This window comes from Neisseria sp. HMSC065C04 (genome assembly GCF_001815375.1).
Classification (GTDB): Bacteria; Pseudomonadota; Gammaproteobacteria; order Burkholderiales; family Neisseriaceae; genus Neisseria; species Neisseria flavescens_D.
This window is the reverse complement of the sequence record NZ_KV820422.1, coordinates 214,320-235,263: the sequence shown is the minus strand read 5'-3', so window position 1 is coordinate 235,263 and position 20,944 is coordinate 214,320. Positions and strand designations below refer to the sequence as shown.

The 20,944-nt window shown below is 50.7% G+C and carries 18 protein-coding genes; 10 read left to right on the top strand and 8 right to left on the bottom strand.

Annotated elements, in window-relative coordinates:
* From HMPREF3022_RS10025 to acpP, 4 genes are all read right to left on the bottom strand, one after another.
* A partial coding sequence (locus HMPREF3022_RS10025) for a homocysteine S-methyltransferase family protein (protein WP_070765569.1) occupies positions 1 to 840 on the bottom strand: 840 nt, incomplete at its 3' end.
* 141 nt (positions 841 to 981) lie between these two features.
* On the bottom strand, positions 982 to 1,674 hold the full coding sequence (locus tag HMPREF3022_RS10020; RefSeq protein ID WP_049331725.1) for a hypothetical protein: 693 nt from the start codon (positions 1,672 to 1,674) through the stop codon (positions 982 to 984).
* A 181-nt stretch (positions 1,675 to 1,855) separates the two neighbouring features.
* Positions 1,856 to 3,103, bottom strand: a complete 1,248-nt coding sequence (gene fabF / locus HMPREF3022_RS10015; RefSeq protein WP_049331727.1) for a beta-ketoacyl-ACP synthase II — start codon at positions 3,101 to 3,103, stop codon at positions 1,856 to 1,858.
* Between the two features lie 161 nt (positions 3,104 to 3,264).
* Positions 3,265 to 3,501: an acyl carrier protein gene (gene acpP, locus HMPREF3022_RS10010; protein ID WP_003679644.1), complete on the bottom strand. Its 237-nt coding sequence runs from the start codon at positions 3,499 to 3,501 to the stop codon at positions 3,265 to 3,267.
* A 252-nt stretch (positions 3,502 to 3,753) separates the two neighbouring features.
* Between acpP and HMPREF3022_RS10005 the strand changes: the two genes are divergently transcribed.
* Together HMPREF3022_RS10005 and HMPREF3022_RS10000 are read left to right on the top strand one after the other, a co-directional pair.
* On the top strand, positions 3,754 to 4,407 hold the full coding sequence (locus tag HMPREF3022_RS10005; protein ID WP_070765568.1) for an IS1595 family transposase: 654 nt from the start codon (positions 3,754 to 3,756) through the stop codon (positions 4,405 to 4,407).
* 273 nt (positions 4,408 to 4,680) lie between these two features.
* Positions 4,681 to 6,156, top strand: coding sequence for a TIGR00341 family protein (locus tag HMPREF3022_RS10000; RefSeq protein ID WP_049332837.1), 1,476 nt, complete (start codon positions 4,681 to 4,683; stop codon positions 6,154 to 6,156).
* Between the two features lie 44 nt (positions 6,157 to 6,200).
* On the opposite strand, the gene HMPREF3022_RS09995 is transcribed toward HMPREF3022_RS10000, so the two are convergent.
* From HMPREF3022_RS09995 to ppk1, 3 genes are all read right to left on the bottom strand, one after another.
* On the bottom strand, positions 6,201 to 6,416 hold the full coding sequence (locus HMPREF3022_RS09995) for an aminotransferase class IV (RefSeq protein ID WP_207798647.1): 216 nt from the start codon (positions 6,414 to 6,416) through the stop codon (positions 6,201 to 6,203).
* A 420-nt stretch (positions 6,417 to 6,836) separates the two neighbouring features.
* Positions 6,837 to 8,852, bottom strand: coding sequence for a prolyl oligopeptidase family serine peptidase (locus HMPREF3022_RS09985; protein ID WP_070765567.1), 2,016 nt, complete (start codon positions 8,850 to 8,852; stop codon positions 6,837 to 6,839).
* A gap of 102 nt (positions 8,853 to 8,954) precedes the next feature.
* Positions 8,955 to 11,012: a polyphosphate kinase 1 gene (ppk1, locus tag HMPREF3022_RS09980; RefSeq protein WP_070765566.1), complete on the bottom strand. Its 2,058-nt coding sequence runs from the start codon at positions 11,010 to 11,012 to the stop codon at positions 8,955 to 8,957.
* A gap of 208 nt (positions 11,013 to 11,220) precedes the next feature.
* Between ppk1 and fabI the strand changes: the two genes are divergently transcribed.
* On the top strand, positions 11,221 to 12,009 hold the full coding sequence (fabI, locus tag HMPREF3022_RS09975; protein WP_003748060.1) for an enoyl-ACP reductase FabI: 789 nt from the start codon (positions 11,221 to 11,223) through the stop codon (positions 12,007 to 12,009).
* A gap of 448 nt (positions 12,010 to 12,457) precedes the next feature.
* Positions 12,458 to 12,901, top strand: coding sequence for a large conductance mechanosensitive channel protein MscL (gene mscL, locus HMPREF3022_RS09970; protein WP_070765565.1), 444 nt, complete (start codon positions 12,458 to 12,460; stop codon positions 12,899 to 12,901).
* A gap of 251 nt (positions 12,902 to 13,152) precedes the next feature.
* Here mscL and HMPREF3022_RS09965 read toward each other — a convergent pair whose 3' ends face one another.
* Positions 13,153 to 16,047, bottom strand: a complete 2,895-nt coding sequence (locus tag HMPREF3022_RS09965) for an Rne/Rng family ribonuclease (protein ID WP_070765564.1) — start codon at positions 16,045 to 16,047, stop codon at positions 13,153 to 13,155.
* 515 nt (positions 16,048 to 16,562) lie between these two features.
* Here HMPREF3022_RS09965 and HMPREF3022_RS09960 point away from each other — a divergent pair.
* From HMPREF3022_RS09960 to HMPREF3022_RS09935, 6 genes are all read left to right on the top strand, one after another.
* Positions 16,563 to 17,549: an RluA family pseudouridine synthase gene (locus tag HMPREF3022_RS09960; protein WP_049332851.1), complete on the top strand. Its 987-nt coding sequence runs from the start codon at positions 16,563 to 16,565 to the stop codon at positions 17,547 to 17,549.
* Positions 17,550 to 17,559: 10 nt separating this feature from the next.
* Positions 17,560 to 18,210, top strand: coding sequence for an HAD-IA family hydrolase (locus tag HMPREF3022_RS09955; protein ID WP_070765563.1), 651 nt, complete (start codon positions 17,560 to 17,562; stop codon positions 18,208 to 18,210).
* A 55-nt stretch (positions 18,211 to 18,265) separates the two neighbouring features.
* On the top strand, positions 18,266 to 18,787 hold the full coding sequence (locus tag HMPREF3022_RS09950; protein WP_004519036.1) for a DUF4189 domain-containing protein: 522 nt from the start codon (positions 18,266 to 18,268) through the stop codon (positions 18,785 to 18,787).
* Between the two features lie 60 nt (positions 18,788 to 18,847).
* The gene (locus HMPREF3022_RS09945) at positions 18,848 to 19,486 is read left to right on the top strand and encodes an MBL fold metallo-hydrolase (protein ID WP_070765562.1); all 639 of its coding nucleotides are present in this window, start codon (positions 18,848 to 18,850) and stop codon (positions 19,484 to 19,486) included.
* Positions 19,487 to 19,945: 459 nt separating this feature from the next.
* The gene (locus HMPREF3022_RS09940) at positions 19,946 to 20,461 is read left to right on the top strand and encodes an outer membrane protein assembly factor BamE (protein WP_049332857.1); all 516 of its coding nucleotides are present in this window, start codon (positions 19,946 to 19,948) and stop codon (positions 20,459 to 20,461) included.
* A gap of 8 nt (positions 20,462 to 20,469) precedes the next feature.
* The gene (locus HMPREF3022_RS09935; RefSeq protein WP_049332858.1) at positions 20,470 to 20,898 is read left to right on the top strand and encodes a hypothetical protein; all 429 of its coding nucleotides are present in this window, start codon (positions 20,470 to 20,472) and stop codon (positions 20,896 to 20,898) included.
* The last annotated feature ends 46 nt before the right edge of the window (positions 20,899 to 20,944 follow it).

The window sequence follows — 20,944 nt, the reverse complement described above, 5'->3', positions numbered from 1 at the left end:
GATACCGCAGCACCCACCGATGATTTCCGCGCCCAAATCCGCCCATTGTCTCGCCCACGCCAAATAATTTTCCGGCGTAGCATCAGCGCGAATCGGATCCAAACCGTCGTTGGCATCGTTCATCTGTCCTTTTACCGGTTCAAATGCATTGGCGTAAACACCCAGTTTCAGACGGCCTTGAGCTTCATTCGCCACTTTCAAAGCTTCCGCCATTACTTCAGGCTGACTGCAATTGAACAACATTGCCGCCGCACCTATTTCTACCGCGAAATCCGCCGCCTCGTGCACGGTTTCTCCCGAACGCAACACCGGTACATCATGTGGCATCGTATCTTCCAAAGTAAACGATACCCAAAACGGTTTACCGTCATCAGGCAGACTGCTGCGCCAGAAACGAGCTTCTTCCAAGCTGGATACGGTTTCTGCCAACCAAATATCAGCAAACGGCATCAAACCCGATATTAAAGGGCGCGCCAAAGCAGATGCGACTTGTTTGTCAAACAAGTCAGGGCGGTAAGAACCGAACAACGGCGGCAGGCTTGCGGCTACTTTTGCAGTAGTCCCGCTTTGTTCCACCGCTTCACGCGCCAAACGGCCGGCCTGCCTTGCCCATTCGGCAGCTTGAGCATCAAAGCGCTCCTGCCCGATATGAAACGGAACAAGCGCATAGCTGTTGGTCGTAATCACCTGTGCGCCGGCCTGGAGAAAATCCAAATGCGTTTCACGTACAATATCCGGCGCTTCCATCAAAGCCAAAGCAGACCATTCCGGCTGGCGAAACGGTGCGCCGCGCCGATGCAGTTCACGCCCCATTCCACCGTCTAAAATCGTTACCGTCATGATCGACCTCCAATGATGAATTTTTAAAATCGCCATTCTACGCTTTTTTAACTCCTTACCTTTAATCTATGAAAAACTAAACTTATGCAGTTTCGTTATATAAAAGGCCGTCTGAAGCAGGATTTCAGACGGCCTTTACAATTATTTCACAAACCGTGCATCTGCCATAAACGGCCGTGTAGCTGCCGGTTTGGCGGAATAGAAGCGGGAGAACGTGCTGTCGATTTTAGTCTGTATCGGCTTACCGTCCAATGTTGCCGATGCTTCCAATTTCACACCACCGCCACTGGTTTCGCCTAATTTCATATTTGGCAACGTCAGTTTGGCAATATTGAGTTTCACATTTCCCACTTTGGTATCGGGGGACATCAGCTGCTTACCGACCGGACGGATTTTTTCACCCTCATCATGAGGCGCAGCACCACCGTTATCGTCAACCACACCGATATTAATCAATCGGGCAGATGCCAAATCCATCTTGCCGTTTTTGACCGGAATACCGACAAACAGTTTTACGCCGCGATGAATGAACGTATTGTCCCGCCACTGAGTTTGGCCCTCTTTCGGCGGTTTGGTTTCTGCCGCCACCGAATAAGTGCGGCCCATAATCATCAATTTATAACCTGGAATTTTTTTCGAACCGAATCCATCAGTGATATCTTCGACCAGTTGCGGCGCAGTTAGGGTTTCGTTTGCCAAAATACGGGCTGAAGTTTCTGCCAGATGGGCGGGCTTGCCGTCTATGGTCAATGCCTGTTCATGGCCGAAATCAGACGCAAATGCAGGCACGGCGGTCAGTGCGGCGGCCAATGCCAGAATACGGATAGTTTTCATTGCAGACTCCTGATAAAAATGTAATTGGGTTGATTGCCCGTCAAAATCCGGGCAATATTGATTGGAGTCTATATTTTTATATAAATGATACAGATTATCAAGAATATTTGTATTTTAAAATAAAAAAGGCCGTCTGAAATCCAGTTTCAGACGGCCTTTTCAATCTACTTAAAACCTTCTATCAGCCTGTAAAGCGTTTGAATACCAATGTGCCGTTGGTACCGCCAAAGCCGAAGGAATTGGAGATGGCAACGTCGATTTTCGCATCGCGTGCTTCGTTGGCGCAGTAGTCCAAATCGCAACCGGCTTCAACGTCTTGTTCAAAGATGTTGATGGTCGGCGGAGATTTTTGCTCGTGTACCGCCAACACGCTATACAACGCTTCCACGCCGCCGGCCGCGCCGAGCAAGTGTCCGGTCATGGATTTGGTGGAGTTAACAATGACTTTGCGCGCATGATCGCCCAAAGCGCGTTTGAGGGCTTTGGTTTCGTTGGCATCGCCTAAAGGAGTCGATGTACCGTGTGCGTTAACGTAATCAACGTCTTCAGGGTTCAGGCCGGCATCTTTCAGGGCGCGGGTAACGGCCAATGCAGGGCCTTCTTCGTTAGGCGCGGTAATATGGTAGGCATCGGAGCTCATACCAAAGCCGACGATTTCGGCGTAAATTTTCGCACCGCGTTTTTTCGCATGTTCCAATTCTTCCAACACCAGCACGCCAGCGCCTTCGCCGATAACGAAACCGTCACGGCCTTTGTCCCACGGACGGGAAGCGGTAGCAGGGTCGTCGTTGCGAGTGGAAAGTGCCTTCATGGCGGCAAAACCGCCAACGCCCAAAGTGCTGATCGCGCCTTCTGCACCTCCGGCAATCATCACATCCGCGTCGCCGTATTTAATCAGTCGTGCAGAGTCACCGATGGAGTGTGCGCCGGTTGTACAGGCAGAAACCATGCCGTAACTCGGACCGCGGTAGCCTTTGAGGATGGTTACGTGGCCGGAAATCAGGTTAATCAGCGAGCCTGGGATAAAGAAAGGATTAATTTTGCGCGCGCCGCCTTCGATAACGGCTTTACCGGTCGCTTCAATGCTCGGCAGGCCGCCGATACCGGAGCCGATGTTGACACCGACGCGGTCTTTGTCGAGGGTTTCCAAATCGTCCAAGCCTGAATCATTAATGGCTTGCAGGGCGGCAGCAATACCGTAGTGGATGAACACGTCCATACGGCGCGCTTCTTTCGCGCTGATGTATTGGCCGATGTCGAAATCGCGCACTTCGCCGGCGATTTGGCTGTTGATGTCGGATGCGTCAAAGCGGGTAATCCGTCCGATGCCGCTTTTGCCTGCGAGCAGATTGCTCCATGCGGTGGCGACGTCGTTGCCGACCGGTGATACTTGGCCAAGACCTGTGATGACTACTCTTCTCTGACTCATGATAATCTCGCTGTTGGTTGTCGGGATTTTCGCGGCAGCCTTGCTCTTTCTCTTTGTGAAACGGGCAAAACTCATGCCGTCTGAAATTTCAGGGGTTTAATAATAAGGTAAAAGCCTCTATTGCGATGGCGCAGCAGAGGCTGGATGTTTGGTGCGACCGATTAGCCTTGGTGGGCGTTGATGTAGTCGATAGCCAATTGTACGGTAGTGATTTTTTCAGCGTCTTCGTCAGGGATTTCGCAGCCGAAAGCTTCTTCCAAAGCCATCACCAGTTCTACGGTGTCCAGAGAGTCAGCACCCAAATCGTCTTGGAAAGAAGATTCGTTTTTCACTTCGGCTTCGTTTACGCCCAGTTGTTCAGCAACAATTTTTTTAACTTGTTGTTCGATGTTTGACATGTCAGTCGTTCCTTTTCGCCTTGCGGCAGGTTGTTTAAGGGAAATAATTCGTCGGTATTGTACCGAATTCGGATAGAGTTTTCCATCTAATCCTGCATTTTAGCACAGATTATTCAGTAAAAACCTGTTGTTGTGCATATTAGCATAGCCTGATTTTAACCTACAAGCGGGAATTTGTTTTGTTACGTATTAACATTAACATTATTAAAAAAAGGGGCTGTACTAGATTAGTAGATATGTTACCCTCAAAATATGAAGATAACACACTGCAAATTAAAGAAAAAAGTACAGAAAGAACTGCTCCGTTTTTTTTGTACTGGAAGTTACCGCCCGTTCTGCGCCGATATTTTGGGTATCCATCCCAATTCGGCAGCATTGTTCTACCGTAAAATCCGCACGGTTATCAACTATCATTTGGCCTTGGCTGCCGATGAGGTTTTTGAGGGCTCTGTTGAGCTGGACGAAAGCTATTTCGGCGGACAGCGTAAAGGCAGACGTGGTCGAGGTGCGGCAGGAAAAGTGGTTGTCTTCGGCATTCTGAAACGCAACGGACGGGTCTATACCGTTGTGGTGGATAATGCCAAGTCTGAAACGTTATTCCCTGTCATCAAAAAGAAAATCATGCCGGACAGCATTGTTTACACGGATAGCCTGAGCAGCTACGACAAGTTGGACGTGAGCGGTTTTATTCATTACCGCATCAACCATTCCAAGGAATTTGCAGACCGTCAGAACCACATTAACGGCATTGAGAATTTTTGGAATCAGGCAAAACGTGTCTTACGCAAATACAACGGAATCGATCGCAAATCTTTCCCGCTGTTCTTGAAAGAATGCGAATTTCGATTTAATTTCGGCACACCGTCCCGACAGCTAAAAATCCTGCGGGATTGGTGTGGAATTTAGGGCTAATCTACTAGTACAGCCCCTTAAAAAATTTTGATGGCGGTTGCTGCTGAAAAAGTAGGAATTAGATTTGAGAGAAGGTTTTTGCATATGCTGGTTTCGTGAAGGCCTACGCAGGATCAGCGTTGTCAGCGTTTTCATGTGTATGCTAACCTTCTGCAAGGTATCTGCTTAATCATATTTGAAATCAGTATAAAGCATAATTATCAGTATCCGAAATTCCAGTTAATTAAATATTCAGAGACAATCGTTAAGATTGATTTAAGGATGAAAATGCAAGACCAAGAAAACATTAAAAACCAAGAAGAACAAGAAAATCAGCCAAAAGAAGACAATGGTGCCATGACCAAGTTGCAAGATGTGTTCAATCTTGCGCATGACCAGGCCCATCCCGATAAAATTGATGCCGTCATCCGCGCCAATACTCGGGTGTCCGGAACCAATATGTGGGTATTGATGTTTGCCATTGCTGTGGCGAGTATCGGTCTGAATGTGAACAGCACGGCGGTAGTGATCGGAGCGATGTTGATTTCTCCGTTGATGGGGCCGATAGTCGGTATGGGTTATGGTTTAGCGGTGGGCGATACTGCGCTGATCCGCCAAGCGGTGCGCAATATTATGGTATTCGTCGCCATCAGTTTGGTTACTGCTACGTTGTATTTCCTGTTAACCCCGCTTAAAGAGGCGCAAAGCGAGATTTTGGCGCGTACTCAGCCGACCCTTTGGGATGTGTTGATTGCCTTCTTCGGCGGTAGTGCGGGTATTGTGGCGCTGACCCGAAAAGAGGGAGGCAATGCCATACCGGGTGTGGCGATTGCTACCGCATTGATGCCGCCCCTGTGTACTGCGGGCTACGGACTGGCACATGGCAACTGGCACTACTTTCTCGGTGCTTCATATCTTTTTGCCATCAACTGCGTGTTCATCGCTTTTGCGACCTTGTTGTTTTCCAAGCTGCTCAAGCTGCCGCGCAGGGGGTTGGTAAAGGAATCCAAACGCCGGTTGCACAGCATCATTATTACTGCCGTCGTACTTGCTGTCATGATTCCGAGCGGCTATATGGCATCAGGACTGGTGCGTCAGGAAATCTTCAACACCAGAGCCAATGCTGCCATTGCCACTGCGAAGCAACAGGAAGGTTTTTTCGTGCTGCGTAAGATGTTGAACCATAGAGAAAATAAAGTCAGTCTGGTTGTCAATGGAACGGGCAATGCCGAGAAAATTTCCGCCTTGCTGGTGAAAAGCCTTGAAGCGTCAGGTGTGAAAGAGCCGAAGGTCAACGTGGTCTATGCGGGAGGGGACAATGCCAAAATCGAAGAATTGCTGGCAAGCCAAAACAACCCGGTTCAGCAGCAAAATGAGCTGAAAGAGCAACAGGCCTATATCGATACCGTACTGGCAGGCAAAGCCTCCGATATCGACGATGCAGCGGTACTTAAGGAATTAAAAGCCCAATATCCGGAAGCGGAAAAAATCGTTGTCGGACGCGGCTTGGCTTGGGATAAAGCGCAAACAACGCCTGTTTCCGAACAGTCTGAAAGCCAAAAAAACGCAGAACCGAAGACAGATACATATGACGATATCGTCATTGTCTCTCTCGAATTGGAGCAGCCACTACCTGCCAAAGATCACGAGCGGATACAGGCGTGGTTACGCCAGCGTTATGAGGGTAAGGTAGTGAGCATATTGCAAACGCACAAGTCTCAGACAGATAAACCGTCTCAGACAGATAAACCGTCTAACGAATAATCGCCTTCAGGCTTTATCCATTTCCGAGAAATCATTGATTGTTCCTAGTACACCAAATCCGCCTCAAACACGCCTCTCAAGGCGTTGGAGAGGCGGATTTTTTCTGCGCGTTCGAGCATATCGCGGGTGATGTGTGTTTCGATGATGGTGTCCGCGCCCAAGTAGGTTTGCAGCTGCTGCAACACGGCTTGGCGCATGATGCCGTTGAGGATATCCAAATCCAGAGACGGGGTGAGACGGGTGTTTTTGTGCATGTTCATGTTTCAGTATTCTCCTGGAAATACTGTAAACAACGCTACTAGTTTCTACAGCATCGAGTTGATAACGTTCGCCCACACCGGCAAGGTTTTCTGCGCCAAGGACGAGTTTGAGTTTCTCAAAGTCGATTTGGTCTTCGCAAAAGACTTCGGGAAAGATTTGTTTGAGTTTTAATATATTGTTTTGTTTAAAATTATTTTCTAAATCGTGTATAATTTTTCGGTTCAGTTGCCATAATTGTGTCTTCCATCAATGATTACTTACAAAGTGTCCATTTTATCGGGATATGTTGAAAGTTAAAAGAAAAGGAGGCCGTCTGAAAAACTTTAATATTCGTTTTTCAGACGGCCTCCTTTTCACTTGCCGAAACAAGAGTATTTTGTTTCTCAACTTTACAAAACAGTCAGTCCTGCTGCTTGCTTTTACCCCAAAAACTCTTTCAAAAACAGCAAGACACAGGCGAGTTCGTCGGCGGATTCGCGTTGGGTGCCGTTGCCGGTATGGCCGCCGCCGTCGGGCGAGTAGAGCCAAGATTGCGGCGAGGTTTCGTGCAGTTTGGCGTAGAACTTGAGCGCGTGGGCGGGATGGACGCGATCGTCGCTGAGGCTGGTGGTAATGAGCGCAGGCGGATAATCGATGCCGTCTGAAAGATTGTGATACGGCGACAATTCGCCCAGCCAACGTTTGCAGACTTCGTATTTCTGCAGATTGCCGTATTCGTCCGTCCAACTTGAACCTGCGGACAGTAGCGGATAACGGATCATGTCGGTCAGCGGTACTTCGCACACCAGCGCGCCAATGCTTTGCGGCTCGCGCACGAAGGCGGCGGCGGTAATCAGGCCGCCGTTGCTGCCGCCCTGCAAACCGATGTGTTTGGGAGAACTCATGCCGCGTTCGGACAAATCGCGCACGACGGCAAGCAAATCGTCGACGCTTTTGTGTTTGCTGATTCCCTGCGCCGCCTGATGCCAGCGCGGGCCGAATTCGCCGCCGCCGCGTATGTTCGCCAATACAAAGGCATTGCCCTCTTCCAGCCAATATTTGCCGACGCTGCCGAGATAATGCGGCAATTCGGGAATGCCAAAACCGCCGTAGGCATAAACCAAAGTCGGCGTGTCGGGCGTGGCGTTTTTACCGACGTGGAAATAAGGAATGCGCTCGCCGTCGGCCGAAGTCGTCCAAAACTGCTGCACGTTGATGCCGTCTGAATCGAACTGCTGCGGCTGACGGCGCATGACGGTCAGTTCCATCACGTTCAAATCCAGCCATGCTCTTGTCAGCGGCGTGGTGAAATCGCTGGCGGCAAGGTAAACCACGTCTCCGCCCCACGGTTGGTCGGTCATTTCCAATGCACCCGAAGGCAGGCGCGGCAGTTCGACTTCCTGCCATTTGCCGTCGCTAAAGCGCCATGCTTTCAGACGGCCTTGTACGTTTTCCAGCAGGCTCACCACGACAAAACGCTTGGTCGTTTCCACGCTTTCCAATGCCTGCGTTTCATCGGGCGCAAACAAAAGCTGCGTCGCCCCGAGTTCGCCCCGATTCAGCTTCACCGCTACCAATGCGCCGCTCGGATAGCTTTGGTTCGCGCGGTTCCAGTCTTTGCGCAGCGTCAGCAAAAGATGACCCGCCAAATAGCCGACTACGTCGCAATCGTTGGGCAGGTTTAACGGTTTCGCCTCACCTTCGGCCGACACCTGCAAATAAGTTTTGGTGTAAAAACCGTCCGACGCTTCAATCAAATCAATCGGCGAACCCTGCGGATCGAGGTAACGCCACGCGTTTACCATCATGCCGTCTTTGGCAATTTGATACACCGGCAGGCTTTCCTCGAAACTCTTGCCGCGTTCCACTAGCCATACTTCGCGCGGATAGCCCGATTCGGTCAACTGGCGTTCATCCCAAGCCGGACACACCCACACGCTGTTTTCATCGCGCCACGACACATGGTTTTTGCCTGCCGGAAAGTGAAAACCACCTTCTACCAACTCCCCTGCTTCCAAATCCACTTCCAGCGTGTACGCCGTATCGCCGCCCGATTTGCTCAGTGTTAACAACGCGCGGTTGGGCTTTTCCACCAAGTGCGACACGCCGCCCAAATATACATCGTCGCCGAGCAATTCATCGAAATCCGCCACTGAAAACAGGATTTTCCACTCGGGATAGCCGGAACGGTAAGTCGCCGCGGTACATACGCGGTACACGCCCTTCGGATATTCCGCATCCTGATGAAAATGGTACATCCGCGCACGGTGTTCCTGACAAAACGGAATCTGCCGCGTGTCCTGCAACTGCGCCAAAATGCCGTCAGACAATTCGCGCGCCTTGTCGTTTTCTAAAAAACGCTTGCGCGTTTCGGCATGCGCCGCGGCGGCAAAATTTTGCGTTTCGGGAGATTCGAGGTTTTCAAAATGGAGATAGGAATCGGGGTAAGATTTCATAAGAAAAGGCCGTCTGAAAGATTGGGAAACGGAATTATAACGGCAAAATCAAAAAAGGCCGTCTGAAACCTGCGTTTCAGACGGCCTGAGACATTATTCAACTTAACGTCCGTATATTTTCCACAAACCTTCTTGCAAACCAAACGCAGGCTCGCCATCTTTCAGCTGGGTGCGGATGTAGCTGCCGTCAGGCTGCATCAGCCAAGCCTGGGTATTGTCTTCCAAGGCCATTTCCAAACCTTCGCGGATCACGCGTTCTTTGAGTTCGGGCGTGGTAATCGGCGTGGCAACTTCAATGCGGCGGAAGAAGTTGCGCCCCATCCAGTCGGCGCTGGAGATAAAGGTATCGTCTGCGCCGTTGTTATGGAAGCAATACACGCGCGAGTGTTCGAGTTGGCGGCCGATAATGGAACGGACGCGGATGTTTTCGGACAAGCCTTTTACACCCGGGCGTAAAGTACACATACCGCGCACAATCAGATCGATTTGCACGCCTGCCGCGCTGGCTTGATACAGCGCATCAATTACACTCGGCTCGATGAGTGAGTTCATCTTGGCGGTAATCCGCGCTGGTTTGCCGGCTTTGGCGTGTTCGGTTTCCTGCTTGATGCGGTCGATGACCATTTTGTGCAGGGTAAACGGGCTTTGATAGAGCTTGTTCAGACGGCCCGGCTTTCCCAAGCCTGTGATTTCCATAAACAAAGTGTTCACATCGGCAGTGATTTGTTCGTCGGCGGTAATGATGCCGAAGTCGGTGTAAATGCGCGATGTGCCTTGGTGGTAGTTGCCGGTACCAAGGTGGGCATAACGCTTGAGCACGCGGTCTTCACGGCGGATAACCAAAGCCATTTTGGCATGGACTTTGTAGCCGAATACGCCGTACACAACGTGCGCGCCCGCCTCTTCCAGCTGCTTCGCCCAGTTGACGTTGTTGGCTTCGTCAAAACGCGCCATCAGTTCGACCACGACGGTAACCTGCTTGCCCGCCAGTGCGGCCTTCATCAATGCGCGCACAAGCTCGGAATTGCTGCCGGTGCGGTAGATGGTCATTTTGACGGCCAATACATCCGGATCGGCCGCTGCCTCGCGTATCATTTGGACAACCGGATCAAACGACTGATACGGGTGGTGCAACAAAATCGGCGACTGTTTGACCAGTTTGAACACGGAACCATTTTTGCGCAAGGCTTTCAGACGGCCTGCATTGCGCGGCGGAAACTTCAAATCCGGCCTGTCCACCAAATCGGGAACGGCATTGAGGCGCACCAAATTGACCGGCCCTTTGACCTGATACAGCTCGGCAGAAGTTAGCTTGAACTGGGCAAGCAAGAAGTCGTGAATATGCGCCGGACAAGTGTCTGCTACTTCCAAGCGCACGCCGTCGCCGTATTCGCGGTCGTGCAACTCGTTTTGAATCGCGGCACGCAGGTTTTTCAAATCTTCTTCATCAACCGTCAAATCGCTGTCGCGCGTAAGGCGGAACTGATGGCAGTCTTTAACCTTCATGCCGGGAAAGAGTTTGCCGACATGGGCGTGCAAAATCGAAGACAAGAACACAAAGCCTGCATCGCCGCCGCAAATTTCAGACGGCATGGGGACAACGCGCGGCAAAATGCGCGGAGCCTGCACAATCGCCATTCCGGACGGACGGCCGAACGCATCCGTGCCTTCGAGTTCGACGGCGAAGTTGAGCGATTTGTTTAACGGGCGAGGAAACGGGTGTGACGGATCAAGGCCGATGGGCGTGAGAATGGGCAACAGCTCGTTGTCGAAATAGTTTTCGATCCATTTTTTCTGCGCGGCCGTCCATTTGTGGCGGCGATAGAAATGAATGCCGGCGCGGCTGAGTGCAGGCTGCAATACTTTGTTAAACAGGTCGTACTGCTCGCGGATCAAGGCCTGCGCCTCTTTTGCCACCGCTTCGATGGTTTCGGCCGCGGTTTTTCCGTTGTCGAGCGGCTGATGCGGACGCAATTTGTTTTCGCGTTTCAACCACGCCATGCGGACTTCAAAAAATTCGTCCAAATTGGAAGACACGATGCACAAAAAACGCAAACGCTCCAACAAAGGAACTTTCGTATCCTGCGCCTGAGCCAGTACACGACGGTTAAACGCCAACAGGCTGAGTTCTCGGCAAAGAATGCGGTTTTGCTCGGGCATGGTTCACTCCTGAAACATCGGTCATTAAGACTATAAAGTATAACGTTTTGACGCTGTTCCGTCAGGTTTCAGACGGCCTTGACAGAAAACCTTATCCCTATTTGAGGCAAGTCAAAGGGTTATCCGTTATTTTCTATGCCGAAACAGCGGTTTTTGCTATAATGCGCAGTTTAATGCAACCGCAATACCACTGCTAAAGGATAAGAAAATGGGCTTTTTGCAAGGCAAAAAAATTCTGATTACCGGCATGATCTCCGAGCGTTCCATCGCTTACGGCATCGCCAAAGCCTGCCGCGAACAAGGCGCGGAATTGGCATTTACTTATGTTGTCGACAAACTGGAAGAGCGCGTCCGTAAAATGGCGGCCGAACTCGGCTCCGAACTCGTGTTCCGCTGCGACGTTGCCAGCGATGACGAAATCAACCAAGTTTTCGTTGATTTGGGCAAACACTGGGACGGCTTGGACGGCCTCGTCCACTCCATCGGCTTCGCCCCCAAGGAAGCCTTGAGCGGCGACTTCCTCGACAGCATCAGCCGCGAAGCGTTCAACACCGCTCACGAAATCTCCGCATACAGCCTGCCTGCGCTGGCCAAAGCCGCACGTCCGATGATGCAGGGCCGCAACGCCGCAATCGTTGCACTGAGCTACTTGGGCGCCGTTCGTGCCATTCCTAACTACAACGTTATGGGCATGGCCAAAGCCAGCCTTGAAGCCGGCATCCGCTTCACCGCCGCCTGCCTGGGCAAAGAAGGCATCCGCTGCAACGGCATCTCCGCAGGCCCGATCAAAACCCTGGCCGCTTCCGGCATCGCCGATTTAAGCAAACTCTTGGGCCACGTCGCTTCCCACAACCCATTGGGCCGCAACGTTACCACTGAAGAAGTCGGCAATACAGCCGCCTTCCTGCTGTCCGACCTCGCTTCCGGCATCACCGGCGAGATTACATACGTTGACGGCGGTTACAGCATCAACGCGCTGAACGACGAAGAGAACTAAACAGTTTTCACTCCAAACGCACTTTCATGATGAAAGTGCGTTTTTTATGGCCGTTACATTATGGTTTGAATAACTGCATGACAAAAAAGGCCGTCTGAAAGTCAAATACGAATTCGAAACATTATCTTTACAGGCTTTCAATGATTATGTTTTCAGCATTATTATATTATCATTCTACCTCAATTTGAAATTCCGATAGAGCATTGATTCTAAAGATAACATTCATGTTATCTGATACTTAGCTACTGATAAAAAGTGGTGTAAAAAAGTAACAGAAAAAATTCAGACGGCCTGTTTTTCATACAGAAGGCATAGAAGCAGGGCATTTTTGGCATAAAATACAAAATTTAACATTATTGAATTTTTCTTAACTAATAAAGCGTTAAGATGCCTGCCGATTAATTGAATCACATCTGATTTTGACTCAAACACATACAGGAGATTAATTATGTCAATCGCTTCAGAATTTAAAGAATTTATTATGCGTGGCAACGTTGTCGACCTCGCAGTCGGTATGGTTGTCGGTACAGCATTCAGCGGCATCGTCAAATCATTGGTTGACGATGTAATCATGCCTCCTATCGGTCTACTAATCGGCGGCGTTGATTTCTCCAACCTGTTCATCACGTTGAAAGACGGCGCACAAGCCGCTCCTGCAGAAGGTTACGCCAGCCTGGCAGCCGCTCAAGCAGCCGGTGCCGTTACCCTGAACATCGGTCTGTTCATCAACACTGTGATCAGCTTCCTGATCGTTGCCGCTGCCATCTTCTGCGTGGTTAAAGCCATCAACTCCTTGAAAAAAACCGAAGCTCCTGCTGAAGAAGCACCAGCAGAGCCTAGCGAAGAAGTTCTGTTGTTGCGCGAAATCCGTGACTCTCTGAACAAAAACTAATCACAATACCTAGACATACACACAAACCAAGGCCGTCTGAAACCATTTCAGACGGCCTTTTCTCATACCAATATTTCGTTAAGTCCTTCCCATTGAAAGAATCACGTCCTTCCCTTTCTCAGCAAGTTATTCTGCTTTTTTAACCATGAAGCAACCCTCGTGGCAAACACAAAGCAAATGAGTAGTGCATCTCCTTGCCAATAAAAAAGCCCGATGCATTCAACATCGGGCTTTTAACTGGAAAACCAATCTTAGTCTTTGCGTGTTTCCACCAAAATCATTTCGACTGCTACGTCTTCCACTTCTACTTTAGGCACATCCGAACGGCGTGTTTTAGCAACCGGTTCAGGTTGTGGCTGCGCGGCAAAAGCGGCAACGGCTTGCGGATCGGTTTCAACGAAGATCAAATCGCCCAAACCTTCCGGCAAAACAGCGGCAACAGGCGCTGTTTCAGCTACGGCCTCAGTTTGCGTTGCCACAGTTTCAGTTGCTGTTTCAACCGGTTCTGCGACTTCTGCAACGGCTGTTTCATTCGGAGACAATACCGCGGAAATGGCTTCTTTGACGTTGGTGACTGCAGAAGCCAGCAGGGCTTGCTCGGCATCGGCGCTTTCAGTTTGCGCGACGGCAGGTTCGTCTTCGCTTTCAATCGCAAATACGAATGGCTCTGCGCTGGCAACTTCAGGCTCGGATACTACAATCACCAGCGGCTCGGCTTGATCGCTTTCAGAAGACAATGTCGTATTTGCGGCTTCAACCGTTTCGTTCAAACCCAAAACATGCGCTACGGCAAAGAGGACTTTGTCGGCGGTATCGGTAATGTTCAGGTATTGCTCGATTTTTGCCGAAGACGGAATATTGCGTTTTTTGCTGTTAGAACGGCGGTCGTTGCGGTTGTTACGCTGACGGTTATTGCGCTCACGTCCTTGACGGCCGTTGTTTTTCGCACCTTCTTCGCTGCGGGCGTTGTCGTCCGCTTCAACTTGCGCCTGTTCGCCATCGGCTTGAACGTTCACGTCTTCAACACGGTTTTCCGTAGATTGATGGCGGTTGCGCTCGTTACGGCCATTGTTGCGGCGGCGTTTATTGCCGTTTTGTTCCGCTTGGTTTTCAGACGGCATCTCAGCCAGTGCAGCCACTTCTTGAACGTTTACATCTTCAACCACTTCCTCAACACGGTTGCGCTCGTTATTGCGATCATCACGGCGGTTGTTGTTACGGTTACGGTTGCGGCGCGTGTCTTTACGCTCGTCGTTGCGGCTTTCGCTTGATTTGTTTTCTTCAAACTTGCTCTCGGCAGCTTCGGCATTCACTTCGCGCACTTCAACTTTGCTGCCGTCGTTTTTGTTGTTGCGGCGTGGATTTTGACGGCGGCTGTTTGAACGGCGGTTGCTGTTTTGGTTGCGGTTGGTTGTAGTGCGTTTTTCGGCAGGCTCTTGAGCAACTGCGGCAGGTGCAGGCTCACCACCGAAAATACGTTTCAACCAAGCTTTGAAGCTGTCCCACCAAGAGGCTTTTTTCTCAGGGGCGACAGTCGGTGCAGGCTGGGTATGGCGCACGCCTTTGACAGCTGGCTCAGGACGGGAAGCTTTGGCTTTTTCGCTGCCGAAAGGTTTGGCGGATTCGTCTTCTTCCGGCTCGGCGACGCGTTTGTAGCTCGGTTCGCCGTCTTCTTCTACGTCATCGATGCGGATGCGGTTGATTTCGTAGTGCGGGTTTTCCAAGTGGATGTTTGGAATCAGGACGACATTAACATCCAAACGCTCTTCCATCGCAAACAGCTCGGCGCGTTTTTCGTTCAACAGGAAGGTAGCAACATCGACAGGCACTTGTGCGTGTACTTCGCCGGTGTTGTCTTTCATTGCTTCTTCTTGAATGATGCGCAAAACGTGCAGGGCGGTGGATTCGATGCCGCGGATAACGCCGGTACCGGCACAGCGCGGACACGCAACATGGCTGCTTTCGCCCAAAGCCGGTTTCAAACGTTGACGGCTCAATTCCAAAAGGCCGAAACGCGAAAGTTTGCCCATTTGCACGCGTGCGCGGTCTTTTTTGAGCGCGTCGCGCAGGACGTTTTCAACATCGCGTTGGTGTTTCGGATTTTCCATGTCGATGAAGTCGATGACGACCAAACCGCCCAAGTCGCGCAGGCGCATTTGACGGGCGACCTCCTCGGCGGCTTCCATATTGGTTTTGAACGCTGTGTCTTCAATATCCGAGCCGCGTGTGGCACGCGCAGAGTTGACGTCGATGGAAACCAAGGCTTCGGTGTGGTCGATCACAATCGCGCCGCCGGAAGGCAGGCTGACGCTGCGTGAGAATGCACTTTCGATTTGGTGTTCGATTTGGAAGCGGGAGAACAGCGGCGTGTGGTCTTGATAGAGTTTCAGACGGCCTACATTGCTCGGCATGACATAGCTCATAAACTCGGCAACTTGGTCGTAAACTTCTTGATTATCCACCAGAATCTCGCCGATGTCGGGACGGAAATAGTCGCGAATCGCACGAATCAGCAGCGAGCTTTCCATAAAGAGCAGGTAAGGGTCATGATGCGCTTTGCCTGCTTCTTCGATGGCTTGCCACAGTTGTTTGAGGTAGTTCAAATCCCATTCCAACTCTTCCGCGCTGCGGCCGATGCCGGCGGTGCGGGCGATGATGCTCATGCCGTTCGGAATGTCGAGTTCGGCCATGGCGGCTTTCAACTCTTGGCGCTCTTCGCCTTCGATACGGCGGGATACGCCGCCGCCGCGCGGGTTGTTCGGCATCAATACCAAATAGCGGCCGGCCAGGCTGATGAAGGTGGTCAGTGCCGCGCCTTTGTTGCCGCGCTCATCTTTTTCGACTTGGACGATAACTTCCATGCCCTCTTTGAGCACGTCCTGAATACGCGCCCTGCCGCCTTCGTAGTCGCGGAAATATGAACGCGATACTTCCTTAAACGGCAAAAAGCCGTGGCGGTCGGTTCCGTAATCGACGAAACACGCTTCCAGCGACGGCTCGATGCGGGTAATGATACCTTTGTAGATATTGCCTTTACGCTGTTCTTTGCCCAGCGTTTCGATGACCAAGTCCAAAAGGTTTTGGCCATCGACAATGGCAACGCGCAGCTCTTCGGCCTGCGTTGCGTTGAATAACATTCTTTTCATAGTCACCTCGTGAACAGCGGCCGTTTGATTTGTGAATATCTTTTTCAGACGGCCTGTCTGTCCGGTTGGCACTCTTCAAAGGCAAGATGGGAAAATCCCCGTGTAACCAGTATTTGATTTGAAATCCGCAAGGTTGCATGCTTGAGCTCAAGCCATGTGCGGACGGATTCGGATAAAGAAGGAAATAAAGAACAATGCGGCGGAAAGGTTGATGGTTCCGCTGCCGTCCGAATGCTGATGCTTCGGACAAAATTAAGGCAGCCTACATCTTCTTATTATCGTAGCGCCGGTAATTTCGGACAGTGCTGCGCGGATTGCGTCTTACGCCCGGCCGGACGGCAGGTTCAATTCAAACTTAATTACGGGATTGCGTTTGCCGGCTTTGAACAAACACAAGGAAATGCTTTGCGGAGTGCGTTTTTAATATAAAATCTCGTTTTAACAATAAATCCGTTTCAGACGGCCTGCGACGGCAGGTTCGGGTCCCGAAACGGACGTTTGGGATTATAGAGAAAATGCACGCAATACGCAAAGATTCAGTCAGCCTGATTGCCGTTGCCGAACACGAGGAAGGCCAACGCCTTGATAACTATCTGATAAAAATCCTCAAAGGCGTCCCGAAAAGCCATATCCACCGCATTATCCGCGCCGGCGAAGTGCGGCTGAACAAAAAACGCTGCAAACCCGACAACCGCATTCAGGCAGGCGATACCGTCCGTATTCCGCCAATACGCATCGCCGAAAAACAAAGGCCGTCTGAAAACCAGGCCGCGCCAGCACGCGAGTTTGACATCGTTTACGAAGACGATGCGCTTTTGGTCATCAACAAACCGTCCGGCGTTGCCGTCCACGGCGGCAGCGGCGTGAGCTTCGGCGTCATCGAACAAATCCGCCGCGCCCGTCCCGAAGCGCGTTATCTCGAACTCGTCCACCGCCTCGACAAAGACACCAGCGGCCTTTTGATGATAGCCAAAAAACGCAGCGCCTTGGTGAAACTGCACGAAGCCATCCGCAACGACCATCCAAAAAAAATCTATCTCGCGCTGGGTGTCGGCAGGCTGCCGAACGACCGCTTCCACGTCAAGCTCCCCCTGTTCAAATACACCGGCGCACAAGGCGAAAAAATGGTGCGCGTCAGCGAAGACGGCCAATCCGCCCACACCATCTTCCGCGTGTTAAACCGTTTTTCAGACGGCCTTTTGCACCAAGTCGGCCTATCCGACCTGACCTTTGTCGAAGCTACCCTGAAAACCGGCCGCACCCACCAAATCCGCGTCCACCTGCAATCGCAAGACTGCCCCATCGCCGGCGACGAACGCTACGGCGACTATCAAGCCAACAAACGACTGCAGAAACTCGGTTTGAAAAGAATGTTCCTGCACGCTTCCGAGCTGCACCTTGCCCATCCACTGACCGGCGAAAAACTGATCCTGAAAGCCCCCCTGCCGCAAGAATTGGCGCAATTTGTTTTAATGTTGGAAAATCAGGAAAAGGCCGTCTGAAAGGAAAACCATGAAACCCAAACTCATTATTTTCGACTGGGACGGCACACTTGCTGACACCACCAACCCCATCATCCACACCTTTCAGCAAAGCTTTGCCGATTGCGGCCTGCCTGTTCCCGAAGCCGACCAAATCCGCCCGCTCATCGGATACAGCCTCTCCGGTATCATTCGCCGTCTTGCCCACAACGTCAGCGAACACGTTCAGGAAACCCTGATTGAGACCTATGCCGCGCACTACCTCAATCCCAACAACCGCAACATGACCCTGTTCCCCGAAGCCCTGCCCTGCCTGCAACGCTTGAAACAACAAGGCTATTGGCTTGCAGTAGCGACCGGCAAAGGCCGGAGCGGCTTGGACAAAGCCATTGCACAAACCGACACCCAAGCCTTTTGGCTGGAAACCGCCTGCGCCAGCGAATATCCGTCCAAACCCGCGCCCGACATGGTACTCGCCCTCTGCGACCGACTGGGTGTTGAACCGGAAGAGGCCATCGTCGTCGGCGACACCACCCACGACCTAGAAATGGCCGCCAACGCCAAAATCCGTGCCATCGCAGTCACCACCGGCGCACATACCGCCCAACAGCTTTCCGCCCTGCCCCATGCCGCCATGCTCAACAGCTTGGCCGAATTGCCTGATGTATTGGAAACCTTATAAATGACGGCGTGCATCAAACGACAAAGATTTAGATAACTAACCGATTGGACTTGAAATGAAAAAATTGCTTTTTGTGTTATTAGGGCTGGCAGGCCTTAATGTCTGCGTTGCCAACCCTACTTATGATGCAACCAGAGGTGCGTTGCAAAATGACCCTGGTCTATGCCAATACGGCTACAACTCCAATTGTGGTTCGCCTGGTCAACGTCAACAAAGACGGACTACGGAAATTATCAATATCAAGGTTCCATCAAAATACGGAGCCTGGGCCTTTAATCCTAAAACTGGTATTACAGGTGGCGCACTTGATATGAATTCTCGTGAGGAAGCAGAAAGAGAAGCCATTAAAACCTGCGAACAAGGGGGTAGAAATAAACCATGTAAGATAGGTGTTTGGGTACGTAATAGTTGTATCGCCGTTGCACAAGGTAAATTGGGTAAGAAAGTAGAAACTTTCTATGGAATGGAACCTATCCCCGGCCACGCTGAACCATCTGCCTTGAGAAAATGTCAAGCATCTGGAAGCTCTCAATGTACTATTGTTGTTAACGAAGGTTGCTCACTACCTAAATTCTAAATAGACCAAAGGCCGTCTGAAACGTAAACAACATTAAATAAGCATTTCCTAGGAACACCCATGGCACTCCAATTTGAAATCAACGCCGTTACCCCCTTCCGTCAAAACTGCACGCTGATTTGGGATGATGAAACCAAAGAAGCCGTTTTGACCGATGTCGGCGGCGACGTACCCTATTTATTGCAACAAGTCCAAAACAAAGGCCTCAAGCTGACTGCCATTTGGCTGACCCACGGCCATCTTGACCACGCAGGCGGCGTGGTTGAACTTTTGAAAACCTGCGAGGTACCCGTTCTCGGCCCACACAAAGACGATGAATTCCTGCTCCAAGCCCTTCCGCAAACGACGGCGCAATACGGCTTCCCCGTTTCTCCGTCATTCGCGCCGACACGCTGGCTGGAAGAAGGGGAAACGCTCAAAGTCGGCAACCATAGCTTCCAAGTCCTCCACATTCCCGGCCACACTCCCGGTCAAGTCGTTTTTTACAACGCCGAAAACGGACTTTTAGTCGCAGGCGATGTTTTATTTTATGAGACCGTTGGTCGCACAGATTTTCCGCGCGGCAATCATGATGACCTCATAAACAATATCTGCGCTAAACTATTAACCCTGCCCGAAACCACGCAAGTGATAGCCGGACACGGCCGTATGACCAGCATCGGGCATGAGAAAAGGTACAATCCGTTTCTGGTTCGTTAATATGAATGTTGTATAAAGCCAACATTCTGGCATACACAGATTATGCGTACAAAGGAAAACTGGCATACAATTTGCAGGGATAATACCCGAAAGATTAAGTACCTAATCTCCGGCAAATGCCAAAAAGAACTAAAGCACAAAGATAACAAGGTATTACGCAATACAACCTGATTTATCGAAAACCGGACATCTCTAAACCCCAAGCCTTACTCGCAGTGAAATTGTTACAATGTGACAATAAATGTCAGTCAGGCCGTCTGAACGGTTCTGCCGACTCAGGCGGATACAACGGAGATGAGGCGCAATGCCCTGCCGGAATGTGCCGATGTTCTGTTTGTCAAACCGTCGGGTACATCTTTAAGAAGCACAACATTATTTGGGTAAACCGGCAAACTCGCTGCCGGCACTAACAGGCCGTCTGAAAAGTTCGGCTGGTAAAATCAATAAAAGGATTATCAAATGAAAAAAATCGCAAAAGTAGGCTTCGTCCTGCTGGCTACCGGCCTGCTGGCCGCCTGTGCTACTAAGAGCAAAATCACTCCTGAAGGCACTACAGACGAGCCACGCTTCCCTAAACCTTACTCCCTGACCTTCAACAAAGACCGCGGTACATTCCCGACTTTTGACGAGCTGGATCAAATGCGTCCTGGCTTGACCAAAGACGACATCTACAAAATCCTCGGCCGTCCTCACTACGACGAAGGCATGGTTGGCGTGCGTGAATGGGACTACCTGTTCCACTTCTATACCCCAGGCGTAGGCGTTGACCCTGAAAACACTTCCGGCGTTGAAGGCATCACTACTTGCCAATACAAAGTGATCTTCGACAAAGACAAATTTGCACGCAGCTTCTTCTGGAATCCAGTATTCCCTAAAGATGCTGTATGTCCTCCTCCAGCACCTACACCTAAACAAGAGCCTCAAGTGATCATCCGCGAGATCATTAAAGAAGCTCCTAAACGTATCCGTCAATAAGGACAAATTTGAAACGGATCCTATTGGGTATAGCCTTGGCAGCAGGTCTGAATTCTTTGGCTGCTGCCGATGCTGTCAGTGACTATATCCAGCGTAAAAAAGTTGTGGTCAATACAGCTAAGGCGGAGCTTTGCTTTGCCGATGACGGTCAGTGTCATCCGGTACTGATTGGCAAGACCACTCCGAAAGGCAAATTCAATATGACGCCGATGATGACCAGCAAACCGGGTTACGGTGGTGAGGTTATCGGCTTCAAAGAAGAAAATGACTTTCTGTTTGCGTTACACCGGGTATGGACGCTCAAGCCGCAGGAAAGACGCATGGAACGCATCGCTTCTCCTCATGTGGCCGACCGCATCATAACCAATGGTTGTATCAACGTACAAAATAATGTGTACGAAAAACTGCGTCAGTATTTCATTCTGGAAATCATCTGATGTAAATCAGTCAAACAAAGGCCGTCTGAAACTTTTCAGACGGCCT